This is a genomic window from Pseudomonas sp. GD03862 (assembly GCF_029840855.1).
In the GTDB taxonomy this organism is placed as follows: domain Bacteria; phylum Pseudomonadota; class Gammaproteobacteria; order Pseudomonadales; family Pseudomonadaceae; genus Aquipseudomonas; species Aquipseudomonas alloputida.
Genome location: NZ_JAOCDI010000024.1, coordinates 48,046 through 61,076 on the forward strand (window position 1 = coordinate 48,046; position 13,031 = coordinate 61,076).

Genomic DNA, 13,031 nt, shown 5'->3' on the forward strand with positions numbered 1-13,031 from the left:
TGCAGTCTAGGCCATTGGGAGGGGGGAGGGCCAGCGGTGATCGGGCTTGGGGGGTGTGTTGTCTGTGCCGGCCTCTTCGCGGGTAAACCCGCTCCTACAAGGGGTCGCACAGGATTTGAGGGTTGTGCGATCCCTTGTGGCCCGCGAAGAGGCCGGTACGGGCTAAATCAGGCTTGTTGCTGATCAGCCAGTTGGTCAGCCAGGCGCACGAAGGCTGCCAGGTCAAGCTGTTCAGGGCGCAGGCTGCCATCAACGCCAGCAGCCTCGATGGCGGCGCTGTCCAGCAGGCCTTTCATGGTGTTGCGCAGGGTCTTGCGGCGCTGGTTGAACGCTTCGCGAACGACACGCTCCAGCAGCAGGTGGTCCTTGGCCGGGAACGGCAGCACTTCGTGCGGCACCAGGCGGACGATCGCCGAATCCACTTTCGGGGGTGGGTTGAAGGCACCAGGGCCGACATTGAACAGGTGCTCCACGCGGCAGTGGTACTGCACCATGATCGACAAGCGCCCCCAGTCACCGCCGCCAGGGCCGGCGGCCATGCGCTCGACCACTTCCTTTTGCAGCATGAAATGCATGTCGCGGATCAGCCCGGCGTGGCTGAGCAGGTGGAAGATCAGCGGGGTGGAGATGTTGTAGGGCAGGTTGCCAACCACCTTGAGGCTGCGCGGCGGCACGCCCAACTGGTTGAAGTCGAACTTCAGGGCGTCGCCCTGGTGCAGGCGGAAGTTGCTGCGATCGGCGAACTTGTGCTGCAGGATCGGCACCAGATCTTTGTCCAGCTCCACCACGTCCAGCTGTGCGCCACTGCCCAGCAGGCCTTCGGTCAGGGCGCCCTGGCCCGGGCCGATTTCCAGCAGGTGTTCGCCGGCCTTGGCGTTGATGGCACGCAGGATGCGGTCGATGATACCGGCGTCGTGCAGGAAGTTCTGGCCGAAGCGCTTGCGCGCCCGGTGTTGGTATTGCTCGTTCATGGTCGGTTCTCGGCCATCTGGTAGGCGGTTTCCAGTGCGACGCGCAGGCTGCCGGTGTCGACTTTGCCAGTGCCGGCCAGGTCCAGGGCGGTGCCGTGGTCAACCGACGTGCGGATGATCGGCAGGCCCAGGGTCACGTTCACTGCAGCGCCGAAGCCTTTGTACTTGAGTACGGGAAGGCCCTGGTCGTGGTACATCGCCAGCACCGCATCGCAGTGCTCCAGATATTTGGGGGTAAACAGGGTATCGGCCGGCAGCGGTCCGCGCAGGTCCATGCCTTCGGTGCGCAGGCGGGCCAGGGTCGGCTCGATGATGTCGATTTCTTCGCGGCCCAGGTGGCCGCCCTCGCCCGCATGCGGGTTGAGGCCGCACACGAGGATACGCGGGTTGGCAATGCCAAACTTGTCGCGCATGTCGGCATGCAGGATACGGGTTACACGTTCGACGCGCTCTGCAGTGATAGCGTCGGCAACATCACGCAGTGGCAGGTGCGTGGTCACCAGGGCCACGCGCAGGCCGCGGGTGGCCAGCATCATTACCACTTGTGCGGTGCGGGTCAGTTCGGCAAGGAATTCGGTGTGCCCGGAAAAGGCGATACCGCTTTCGTTGATCACACCCTTGTGCACCGGGGCCGTGATCATCCCGGCGAAGTGCCCGTCCAGGCAGCCTTGCCCGGCGCGGGTCAGGGTTTCCAGCACGAACGCTGCGTTGGCCTTGTCGAGCTGGCCTGGCACCACCGGGGCCGCCAAAGGGGTATCCCAGACGTACAGGCTACCTGCGGGTGCCGGGAGGTCAGGCCATTGGCCCGGGGCTACCGGCAGCAGGCTGACGGCCAGCCCCAGCTGCGTGGCCCGCTCGGCGAGCAGGTCACGGCTGGTGATGGCGATCAGGGGGTGAGGCTGGGCGTCTGCGGCGAGCAGCAGGCACAGGTCGGGACCTATGCCGGCCGGCTCGCCGGGGGTGACGGCGAAGCGCAGGGGCTTCACTGGGCGGCCTGGTCAGCGCCAGGCAGCTTGATTTCAACGTAGGCTTCGTCGCGGATCTGGCGCAGCCAGGTTTGCAGTTCTTCGTCATACTTGCGGTTGCGCAGTACGCTCAGGGCCTGCTGTTCGCGAGCTTGCTCGGTGCTGTCGGTGGCGCGGCGGCCCAGCACTTCCAGAACGTGCCAGCCGTACTGGGTCTTGAACGGTTTGGTCACTACGCCTTGCTGGGCATTGGCCATCTGTTCACGGAACTCCGGTACCAGGCTGTTCGGATCGACCCAGTTGAGGTCGCCGCCGTTGAGTGCCGAACCCGGGTCTTCCGAGAAGCTCTTGGCCAGTTCGCCGAAGTCTTCGCCGTTCTTGATCCGATCGTACAGGCGCTCGGCCAGTTGCTGGGTGGCAGCCTCGCTGCGGATCTCGCTTGGCTTGATCAGGATGTGGCGTACATGCACTTCGTCGCGCAGCACGTTCTCGCTGCCACCACGCTTCTCCTCGAGCTTGAGGATGATGAAGCCGTTGGGGATGCGAATAGGCTGGGTAATTTCGCCCACCGGCATGCTGCTGAGCATCTTGGCGAAGTCGGGTGGCAGCTGACCGGCTTTACGCCAGCCCATCTCGCCGCCTTCCAGGGCGTTTTCGCTGGCCGAGTTGGCAATCGCCATCTGGCCGAAGTCAGCACCCTGGCGCAGTTGCTGGTACACGTCACCGACCTTGCGCGCAGCCTTCTGGATATCGTCCGAGTTGGCGGCTTCCGGGGTCGGGATGAGGATGTTGGCCAGGCGGTACTCTTCCGACATCTGCATCTTGCCCAGGTCCGAGGCCAGGAAGTTCTTCACTTCCTGCTCGGACACCTGAATGCGTTCGGCAACGCGGCGTTGGCGCACGCGGCTGATGATCATCTCGCGCTTGACCTGCTCGCGAGCGTCGTCGAACGACAGGCCGTCACGGGCCAGCGCCGCGCGGAACTGGTCCAGCGACATGCCATTGCGCTGGGCAATGGTGCCAATGGCCTGGTTCAGCTCTTCGTCGGTGATGCGTATGCCAGAGCGCTCGCCGATCTGCAGCTGCAGGTTCTCGACGATCAGGCGTTCCAGGACCTGCTGTTCCAGGGCGCTGGTCGGCGGCACGCCGCCGCCGCGCTTGGCGATGGTTTGCTGGACCTCATGGACACGCTGGTCCAGCTGGCTTTGCATGACCACGTCGTTGTCGACGATAGCCACCACGCGATCAAGAGGTTGCACCGCGGCATGCACCGCGCCACTCAGCAAAGCGACGCCCAGCAACACTGGGCGCAGACGATCAATAAGCTTGGTCTTCACGTTCACGGTAACCTTGAATGCCTTGGTCGAGGAAAGACTCGACCTTGTTGCCAACTACGCCGCCGAGGCCTTTCAGGACGATCTGAAGGAAGACACCGTGGTCGCCTTTTTCGTTCTGTGGAAGGGCCTGGCTGAAATCGTCGTAGTCGATCCAGTAACGGTTGATCAGGCGCAGCTTCCAGCAGCAGTTGTCGTATTCGAAACCACCCATGGCTTCCAGGGTACGGTTGCGGTTGTAGTCATGCTGCCAGCGAGCGATTACGTTCCACTGCGGCACGATCGGCCAGATGACCGAGAAGTCGTGCTGCTGGATCTTGTAGTAATCCTTGATGTAGTTCGGATCGCCCGGGGTGCCATAGTCACCGCCGCCCACTTTCCAGGTACCCGTGGTCGAGTCGTAGGCAATGGTGTCGTTACGGTAGCGATAACCGAGGTTGACGATCTTGTTCGGGTTGTCTTCAGGCTGGTAGTGGAACATCGCGCTGCCCGAGCGGGTGCTGCGGCTGTCCGGGTCCCAGTTGAAGTCCGAATTAAAGCGCCAGTCGCGGTTGAAGTAGTAGTTGTACATCAGGGCGTATGGCGATACATCGGACTGCGCGTCCTTGCGGGTGCGGTAGTCGATGCCTGGCAGCTGGACCTTGCGGTCCTTGAAGTAGTAGGCCTGGCCGATGCTGAAGTTCTGGCGCTCGAAGCCGTTCTCCTCGATCCAGCGGGTGGTCACGCCCAGCGACAACTTGTTCTCGTCGCCGATGCGGTCGGTACCACTGAAACGGTTGTCACGGAACAGCGAGTCGTAGCTGAACAGGGTTTCACCCGTGTCGAACAGCGGGATGTCCATCTGGTCCTTGTACGGGACATAGAGGTAGAACATGCGCGGTTCGAGGGTCTGGCGGTAGTTGGTGCCGAACAACGAGGTGTTGCGGTCGAAATACAGGCCGCTGTCGACGCTGAAAATCGGGATATCGCGGTTCAGGTTGCTTTTGTAGTCGCCGAACACGTCCAGTGTGTCTGCGTTCGCGGCAGCAATGTCGCTCTTGCCCTTGCTATCCAGGTCAAGGTCGTAATGGGTATACATGTACTTCAGCTTCGGCGTGATGTAGCCGTAGCTGGCCTCCATCGGCAGGCTGATGGACGGGGCGACGTTCAGGCGGGTACCGTTGGCACGCGCTACACCGAAGATGTTTTCGTCAAGACGACGACCGGGTACGCCGGCGCTGGCGTCTGGATTGCCATCTTCGTCCAGAACGAAATCGTCCTTCAGGTCACGATCAAAGCGAACAGCTTCAGTCTCGTACCCAAGGTTCAAACCGCCAGGCTGGAACGGCAGTGTACCGTTCAGGGTCAGCTGCGGCAGGCGATCATACGGCGTGATCTGCGAGATGGTCGCCATCTCGTAGGCATGCACATTCAACCGCGCGGTGTAGCTGTCGCCTCGGTAGGTCAACGCACCCTGCTGGTTCAGCAGGTCGCGGCTTTCCACGCCAATCTGGTCGGATTCCAGGTCCTGGAAGTAGAACGGGTCGCTGATGTCGGTGTAGTCCACCTCGGTCATCAGGCGTTCGTCCAGGCCACCCTTGTGCTGCCAGTTGACCATCCAGCGCTGATCTTTGTAATCCGTCTGATCTTTGCGGTCGTCGTTCTTGTCGTTCAGGTAGGCGCCGCCGAACTGGCCTTCGCTGGAAGGTGTCAGGTAGCGGAACTCGCCTTCCATCAGCAGGCCGCGCTTGGCCATGTAACGCGGGTACAACGTGGCGTCGTAGTTGGGCGCCAGGTTGAAGTAGTACGGCGTGACCAGCATGAAGCCGGTGTCGCTGCTGGTGCTGAACGACGGCGGCAGGAAACCGGACTGGCGACGGTCGTCAATCGGGAAGTAGATGTACGGTGTATAGAACACCGGGAAATCCTTGACCCGAAGTGTAACGTTGGTCGCAGTACCGAAACCGGTGGCCGGGTTCAGGGTGATGTTGTTGCCTTTCAGCTGCCAGGCGTTGCTGCCCGGTTCGCAGGTGGTGTACGTACCGTCCTTGAGGCGGATGATGGCGTTTTCGCCACGCTTGGCGTACAGGGCACTGCCGCGGATGTGCGACTTGTGCATCACGTATTCGGCGTTGTCGACCTGGGCTTCGCCAGTGTCGAGCTGGATCTGGGCCTCGTCACCGACCACCAGCGAACCGTTGTCACGGATCTTGACGTTGCCCTTGAGCTCGCCACGGTTTTCGGCCTGGTAGAGGTTGGCCTCGTCGGCTTCGGCCTGCATGCTGCCCTGGCGCATCACCACGTCACCGGCGAGGGTAGCGATCTGCTGCTCCTGCTGGTACTTGGATACCTTGGCATTGATGTAGGTCGGCGACTCGTCCTTCGGCGTGGTGTCGGCCATGCCCGGGCGGGTCGGCTCGATATACGCGCCACCGCAGTACGGGCCGGTTTCAGCCAGCTGTGCGGCGGTGAGCTTTTCACGCGGAACCCAGTCCAGGTGGCTGTAGTCTTCGCTGCGCGACTTCAGGCCACGGCCCTTGGCCTCGGTGACCAGCATGGGCCGGTCCGCAGTTTCGGCTTCGCCCGCCGCTTCGGTGCCGGAGCTGACGGCTGCACCTTCGTGCACCGGGCGCGGCGGCAAGTTGTTGACTGGGGTTTTGGGCTTGCAGTCCCAACCACCGGCGGCGGACACTTGGCAGTCGAACTGTTCGGCTGCCACTACGTATGAGGTGGCCAGAGGTTGCAGGGCCAGCAGACCGCCGGTTACCAGCAACGGAAACTTTCTACGAAACGCGGGGGATTTCAATGCCATCTTATTAGTCCGGGCTTCCTGCGTGCCATCTGCCCGCGTGTGGGGCCGCACGCCTCTCGATGGTCTGAAAAAGATGCTGGATAATAAAGCATGACCCGCTTGACGGCTAGGGCCGTCGGAGACCCTTGCAATGCCTGAACACGATGTACGCCTGCAACAACTGACGGTCTGGCTCGATGAGCAGCTCAATGATCTTTTCCGTGACAACGCCTGGGGCGAGGTGCCTGCAGGCAGCCTGACCGCTGCCAGCAGCGACGCCAGCTTCCGCCGCTATTTCCGTTGGCAGGGCGCTGGCCACAGTTTCGTGATCATGGATGCGCCCCCCCCGCAGGAGAACTGCCGACCGTTCGTCGCCATCGACCACCTGCTGGCCAGCGCTGACGTACATGTGCCGCTGATCCACGCCCAGGACCTGGAACGCGGCTTTTTGCTGCTTGGGGATCTGGGCACTCAGACATACCTTGACATCATCAATGCCGACAACGCCGATGGCCTGTTCGCCGACGCCATCGATGCCCTTCTGAAGTTCCAGCGTTTGCCAATGGACGCGCCGCTGCCCAGCTACGACGACGCCCTGCTGCGCCGGGAAGTGGAACTGTTCCCCGAATGGTACGTGGGGCGTGAGCTGGGCCTGACCTTCACCGATGCACAGAAGGCCACCTGGCAGCGCGTCAGCCAGTTGCTGATCGACAGCGCCCTGGCGCAGCCCAAGGTGCTGGTACACCGTGACTACATGCCGCGCAACCTGATGCAGAGCACCCCCAACCCTGGTGTGCTGGACTTTCAGGATGCGGTATACGGCCCGGTCACCTACGACATAACCTGCCTGTTCAAGGACGCCTTTGTCAGCTGGCCGCAGGCGCGGGTCGAAGGTTGGCTGAGCGACTACTGGCAGCAGGCGCAGGCGGCTGGCATCCCGGTGCACGCCGAGTTCGAAGCCTTCCACCGCGCCAGTGACCTGATGGGCGTGCAGCGGCACCTGAAGGTGATCGGCATCTTCGCCCGTATCTGCCACCGCGACGGCAAGCCGCGTTACCTGGGCGACGTGCCGCGTTTCTTCGCCTATATAAATGAAGTGATCGGTCGCCGGCCCGAATTGGCGGAGCTGGGTGAGCTGATTGCCGAGTTGCAGGCCGGAGCGCGTGCATGAAGGCCATGATCCTGGCTGCGGGGAAGGGCGAGCGCATGCGCCCGCTGACCCTGCACACCCCAAAACCGTTGGTCCCGGTCGCCGGCCAGCCGCTGATCGAGTACCACTTGCGCGCCCTGGCGGCAGCGGGCGTGACCGAAGTGGTGATCAACCATGCCTGGCTTGGCCAGCAGATCGAAGACCATCTGGGCGACGGTAGCCGCTTCGGTCTGAGCATTCGCTATTCACCTGAAGGTGAACCGCTGGAAACCGGCGGCGGCATCTTCAAGGCCCTGCCTTTGTTGGGTGATGCGCCGTTCCTGCTGGTGAATGGCGATGTGTGGACCGACTACGACTTCGCGCGATTGCAGGCTCCCCTGCAAGGTCTGGCTCACCTGGTACTGGTCGACAACCCTGGCCATCACGGCCGTGGTGACTTCCGCCTGGTGGGCGAGCAGGTCGTTGACGGCGATGACGCGCCCGGCACGCTGACCTTCAGCGGCATTTCCGTGCTGCACCCGGCGCTGTTCGAAGGTTGCCAGGCGGGTGCCTTCAAGCTGGCACCGTTGCTGCGCCAGGCGATGGCGGCCGGCAAGGTATCTGGCGAACACTACCGTGGGCACTGGGTGGATGTTGGCACGCTTGAACGCCTGGCCGAGGCTGAGTCTCTGATTGGCGAGCGCGCCTGACATGTGGTGGCCAGGCACGGTGATAGGCGTGGGTGCCGGCTTTGCCGTTGCGAGCATACCGGGTGCCTTGCTCGGTGCGTTGCTTGGGCAGGCCATCGACCGCCGGCTGCGCTTGCAAGGCTGGGAAGACATGCGCGAACGCCTGGGTGGGCGCCCCGCATTACGCGACGACGAGTTGTTGTTCGTGATGCTCGGGCGCCTGGCCAAGTGCGATGGCCGGGTAGCCGAGCAGCATATCCAGCAGGCGCGTCAGGAGATGGTGCGCCTGGACCTGGCCGAGGCAGCCCGGTTGCGCGCCATCAATGCGTTCAACCGTGGAAAGGCGGGCAAAGACCGGCTTGGCGGGCACCTGCGGCGCATCAGTCAGCAGCCCCACGCGGCGGAAGGTACCTTGCGGGCCTGCTGGCGCATGGTCTGGGCTGACGGCAAGATGGGCAACAAGGAGCGTGAGTTGCTGCTGGACTGGGGGCAGAAGCTGGGCATGAGTCGACGCCAGGTGCAGGCCATGTCCCTGGAGTACGAGCCGCGCAAGGCCACGGGTACAGAAAGCGTGCCCATGACCTACGCGGCAGCGTTGCGCTTGCTGGCGGTGGACGCAGACACCGACACCGATAAGGTCAAGCAGGCGTATCGTCGGCTTGTCAGCCGGCATCACCCGGACAAGCTGGCAGGTACCGGTGCCAGCGAGGCGCAGGTGCGTGAAGCAACCGCGCGTACCCGTGAGTTGCACCAGGCCTATGCCATGATCCGCAAGCGGCGCGGCCTTTGACGCCCCGCCACAAGGATCAAGCCTGACTCAGCCCTGAGGGCTCATCCACCCCCGCACCCGGCGGAACAATTGTTCTTGTTCCGCCGCTTTGTTTGCTGGCATGGCAATCAATGACAATTGTCGGTACTGGCTATCCTTCTGCCGCTTGCTGGCCTGCAGCCGTTGCTGGGCTGCGTTGCGGTCAGCGCTGCGGGTGGCGTAGTAGATATCGGCCGTGGGTACCTTCAAGGTTGGGGCCAGGCTTTCCAGGTCCTGCTCCACCCGTGCAGGGGTCTGCGCAGCGACCATCACCAGTTTTTGTACCTGTGGTGGCTGCTTCTCGCTCAGGTAGCGCGCCGCCCAATATGCACCGCTACCATGGCCGATCAGTACGATGCTGCGGGCATTGTGTTGTTGGGCGAACGCCACGGCGGCATCCAGGCGGGCGAAGATGCGTTCGGCATCTGCCGGGTCGGCCTGCTCGCTGGCTTGTTCGGCATCGGTGCTTTCTGCTGTGTCGGCATCGGCTGCGGTGGCTTGGGCCACGTTGGCGTTGGCATCGGCCGGAACGTCCTTGGCCGGTGCGCTTTCGCCTTTGTCTGGCGCAGGCGCTGCCGGTGGTGTGGCTTCGACCCGCGCTTGCGGGCTGTCTGCGAGCAGGTCGGGCAGGCTGACGCTGAGGCTGTGCCAGCCGATATCAGGGAATTTTTGCCGCAGTGGGCCGACTGCATTTGGCCAGTCGGCCGTTTCGCCTGCGCCGGGGACAATGATCACCGCCCCTTGCGGATCGTTGTCGTTGGCCGGCTTCCACAGGGCCAGGAAGCTGTCGGCACCGGCCTGCAGGGTCTGCTGCTCAGCCTTGGGCAGCAGCCGTTCCAGCGCCAGTGCATCCTCCTGGCTGCGTTCCAGCAAGGGTGGGCGTGGGGCCTCGGCAGCCGGTGCCATGGCATTTGCAGGTGGTTTTTCGGCATCGGCGGCCAGGGCGCCGAGTGGAAGGACCGAGGCCAGGCAGCACATTGCCAGCGTCGTGCGATAAAGTGTGGACATGAGTCAACCCAAGGCCAGAATGAAACCGGCAGCCTAATAGTATTTGCCCGTGACGGCCATGCTGCATGGCCGTCTTTGCCAAGTCGAGCGTATAGATGAAGCGAGTGCGTCGCCTGTTGGTTATCGGCTGCTTGTGGCTGCCCTTGATTGCCTGGGCCAAGCCCGAGGCGCCACCCTCTGTGGTGCTGGAGCCTGACCAGCAGCAGTGGCTGGACACCCACCGCAGCCTGCGTGTCGGCCTGGTGTTGCAGGCGCCCTACGCCCAGTTCGACCGGCGTCTGCAGCAACTGTACGGGGCCAATGTGGAGCTGGTGAACAGCCTGGCGCAGGCGCTGCGGCTGGACCTCACCTGGCGTAACTTCAGTGACCAGGCCAGTTTGGAACATGCCCTGCAAAGCGGCGAAATCGACTTCGCCCCTGGCCTTACCCAGACGCCGGCCAGCCTGCGCCTGTGGCTATTCAGCGACCCGTACATGCGCGTGCCACAGCTGGTGGTGGGGCCGCGCACCGGGGCCATGGCCGTGGAGCTGGAAAAGCTTGAAGCCGAGCAACGCGTGGCGGTGCGCATGCCCAGCCCGCTGGCGGATTACCTGCGCGGCAACTACGGCAACCTCAACCTGCAGGGGGTGCCCGACGATCGTGAGGCCTTGCAACTGGTGGTAGGCGGCCAGGCCAGTTTCGCCGTGCTGGATGAAGCGCAGCTCAGCCGCCTGTCGCGCGAGAGCGAGTTCGGTGAGCTGGCGGTGGTCGGCGATATCGGCCTGCCGCAACTGTTGCGTATCGGTTCGCGGCGCGACTGGCCGCTGCTGGCCGATGTACTTGAACGTGGCTTGCAGGCAGTGCCGGCCAAGGAGCTGGAACAACTGCATCAGCGCTGGTTGCAGCCGAAGTACCCGCGCCTGAGCGAGTCGCCGGGCTTCTGGCAGAACATGGCCTTGCTGTTCGGTCTGTTGCTGTTGTGTGCCTTGGCCACGCTGGTGTGGCAACGCCGTCAGCAGCGCCAGCTGGAGCGCAGCCTGTTGGCCGCGCGGGAGAGCCTTGTTGAACGCCAGGTGCGCGAAGAGGCGTTGCGCCTGAGCCAGTTCGCCATCGATCAGAGCACCGTGGGTATTCTCTGGGTCAACTGGGACAGCCATGTGCGTTACGCCAACCATGCCGCCGAGCGCATGTTGGGCTACAGCGAAGGGGCGTTGCTGGAGCGGCCGCTAAGCGACTTCGAGCCAAGCCTGAACATGGACCGTTGGCTAGAGCTGTGGAAGGGGGCGCGGACAGGGGCGGGGGGTGTCGGTCAGTTTGAGACGCAATGCCGGCGGGCTGATCAAAGCTTGCTACCCGTGGAGCTGTCGCTGAGCTTTCTGCGCTTTCGTGATTCCGAATATCTGGTGGTCTACCTCGCCGATGTCACCGAGCGCCACCGTGCCCTGGCGGCCCTTCGCGAAAGCGAGGCGCGGCTCAAGGGCATTGCTGGCAACGTACCAGGGTTGGTGTTTCGCCTGGAACGTGACCCGGCCGAGGGCGATCTGGAGTTCCCCTATATCAGTGAAGGTAGCGAGGCTTTGGTGGGTTATGCACCCAGCGAGATCCAGCACCCGCAGATGGGCCTGCGCAACCTGGTGCACCCCGAGGACCGTGCTGATTATCACCGGGTGCAGGACCTGGCCCTGGCCAGCGACCAGGACTGGTCCTGGCAGGGGCGCATCCTCACCCGGCAGGGCGAACAGCGCTGGGCCGATATCAAGGCCAGCGCCCGGCATCTGGGCAACGGCCAGGTGGTGTGGGACGGTGTAGTCTGGGACATCACACAGGGCAAGCGGGCCGAGCTGGCGCTGGCGAAGTCCCAGGAGCAGTTGCGCGAACTCTCGGCCCACCTGGAGAGCGTGCGTGAAGAGGAAAAAGCCCGTATCGCCCGGGAAGTGCATGATGAACTGGGGCAGATGCTGACCGTGCTCAAGCTGGAAGTGTCGATGTGCGAGCTGGCCTATGCCGAGCTGGACCCTGGCCTGAATGATCGCCTGGCGAGCATGAAGCGCCTGATCGCCCAGTTGTTCCAGTTGGTGCGCGATGTCGCCACTGCCTTGCGTCCGCCGATCCTCGATGCCGGCATCGCCTCGGCCATCGAATGGCAGGCGCGGCGTTTCGAGGCACGCACGCAAATCCCCTGTCTGGTGCAAGTACCCGATAATCTGCCAGCATTGAGTGATGCCAAGGCCACCGGGCTGTTTCGTATCCTCCAGGAGGCGCTGACCAATGTGATGCGTCACGCCCAGGCGCACAGCGTAGAGATTGAGCTGGTACGTGAGGGCGAACAGTTGCGCATGACGGTCAGTGATGATGGCCAAGGCTTTTGTCGCGAGCAGACCCGGCCCACCTCGTTTGGCCTGGTGGGTGTGCGCGAGCGGGTGCTGATGCTGGGGGGAAGCATGGCGCTGGAAAGCGAGCCGGGCGAAGGCACCAGCCTGAGTGTGGCCATTCCGTTGGAGTAGGAGAGCAATCGTGATTCGAGTACTGGTGGCCGAAGACCACACCATTGTCCGTGAAGGCATCAAGCAGTTGATTGGCCTGGCCAAGGACATGCAAGTGGCGGGGGAGGCCGGTAATGGCGAGCAGTTGCTCGAAACCCTGCGCCACACACCGTGCGAGGTGGTACTGCTGGATATCTCGATGCCGGGTGTGAACGGCCTGGAGGCGATCCCGCGTATCCGTGCGCTGCACGATGCTCCAGCGATCCTGATGTTGTCGATGCACGATGAGGCACAGATGGCGGCGCGGGCGCTGAAGGCCGGTGCGGCGGGCTATGCCACCAAAGACAGTGACCCCGCGCTGTTGTTGACGGCGATTCGTCGGGTGGCCGGTGGCGGGCGTTATATCGACCCGTCGCTGGCCGACCGCATGGTGTTCGAAGTAGGCCTCACCGAATCCCGGCCGTTGCACACACTGCTCTCGGAGCGGGAGTTTTCGGTGTTCGAGCGCCTGGCCCAGGGCGCCAACGTCAACGACATCGCCCAGCAGTTGGCGCTGTCGAGCAAGACCATCAGCACCCACAAGGCACGCCTGATGCAGAAGTTGAAAGTGAACTCGCTGGCGGAGCTGGTGAAGTACGCCATGGAGCACAAGCTGATCTGATTGCGACATACGGGTGCCCGAAACTTGCCGAAGCCTCTGTGGGAGCGGGCATGCCCGCGAACGGGCCTGGCCTGCTGATCTCTATGGCTGAGCCGGCCTCTTCGCGGGCATGCCCGCTCCCACAGGTTTCGTGGTTGGCTCGCAAGGGCATTCCAATCCCGCCATCCTTGTAGGGCGATCCCTACAACAAATCTTCCATCCGGATGATGGCATTCTCTCAGTGCCCCCGATTTT

10 protein-coding genes are annotated in these 13,031 nt (G+C 63.2%); 5 read left to right on the plus strand and 5 right to left on the minus strand.

Annotation, left to right across the window (positions count from 1 at the left end):
• Positions 1-167: 167 nt before the first annotated feature.
• The 4 genes from rsmA to N5D53_RS16575 are packed head-to-tail and all read right to left on the minus strand — an operon-like array spanning position 168 to position 6,061.
• Positions 168-971, minus strand: coding sequence for a 16S rRNA (adenine(1518)-N(6)/adenine(1519)-N(6))-dimethyltransferase RsmA (gene rsmA / locus N5D53_RS16560; protein ID WP_003255558.1), 804 nt, complete (start codon positions 969-971; stop codon positions 168-170).
• Positions 968-1,957, minus strand: a complete 990-nt coding sequence (pdxA, locus tag N5D53_RS16565) for a 4-hydroxythreonine-4-phosphate dehydrogenase PdxA (protein WP_003255557.1) — start codon at positions 1,955-1,957, stop codon at positions 968-970. Before pdxA ends, rsmA begins: the two co-directional genes overlap by 4 nt.
• The gene (gene surA / locus N5D53_RS16570) at positions 1,954-3,279 is read right to left on the minus strand and encodes a peptidylprolyl isomerase SurA (protein WP_017148055.1); all 1,326 of its coding nucleotides are present in this window, start codon (positions 3,277-3,279) and stop codon (positions 1,954-1,956) included. The genes pdxA and surA overlap by 4 nt, the downstream gene beginning before the upstream one ends.
• Positions 3,254-6,061, minus strand: coding sequence for an LPS-assembly protein LptD (locus N5D53_RS16575; RefSeq protein ID WP_104960675.1), 2,808 nt, complete (start codon positions 6,059-6,061; stop codon positions 3,254-3,256). Before N5D53_RS16575 ends, surA begins: the two co-directional genes overlap by 26 nt.
• 130 nt (positions 6,062-6,191) lie before the next feature.
• Between N5D53_RS16575 and N5D53_RS16580 the strand changes: the two genes are divergently transcribed.
• From N5D53_RS16580 to N5D53_RS16590, 3 genes are read left to right on the plus strand one after another with little or no spacing between them, the layout of a single operon-like run.
• Positions 6,192-7,211, plus strand: coding sequence for a phosphotransferase (locus N5D53_RS16580; RefSeq protein WP_014755129.1), 1,020 nt, complete (start codon positions 6,192-6,194; stop codon positions 7,209-7,211).
• Entirely contained in the window at positions 7,208-7,879 is a 672-nt protein-coding gene (gene murU, locus N5D53_RS16585; RefSeq protein WP_010951745.1) for an N-acetylmuramate alpha-1-phosphate uridylyltransferase MurU, read from the plus strand. Before N5D53_RS16580 ends, murU begins: the two co-directional genes overlap by 4 nt.
• A 1-nt stretch (position 7,880) precedes the next feature.
• Positions 7,881-8,648, plus strand: a complete 768-nt coding sequence (locus N5D53_RS16590; protein WP_104960677.1) for a TerB family tellurite resistance protein — start codon at positions 7,881-7,883, stop codon at positions 8,646-8,648.
• Between the two features lie 27 nt (positions 8,649-8,675).
• Here the strand turns inward: N5D53_RS16590 and N5D53_RS16595 are convergent, their stop codons facing one another.
• Positions 8,676-9,674, minus strand: coding sequence for an alpha/beta hydrolase family protein (locus tag N5D53_RS16595; RefSeq protein ID WP_010951747.1), 999 nt, complete (start codon positions 9,672-9,674; stop codon positions 8,676-8,678).
• Between the two features lie 95 nt (positions 9,675-9,769).
• Here N5D53_RS16595 and N5D53_RS16600 point away from each other — a divergent pair, with 95 nt between their 5' ends.
• Positions 9,770-12,157 carry a sensor histidine kinase gene (locus tag N5D53_RS16600; RefSeq protein WP_104960678.1) on the plus strand — a complete coding sequence of 796 codons (2,388 nt, stop codon included), beginning with the start codon at positions 9,770-9,772 and terminating at the stop codon, positions 12,155-12,157.
• 7 nt (positions 12,158-12,164) lie between these two features.
• On the plus strand, positions 12,165-12,797 hold the full coding sequence (locus N5D53_RS16605) for a response regulator transcription factor (protein WP_172830947.1): 633 nt from the start codon (positions 12,165-12,167) through the stop codon (positions 12,795-12,797).
• Positions 12,798-13,031 lie beyond the last annotated feature (234 nt).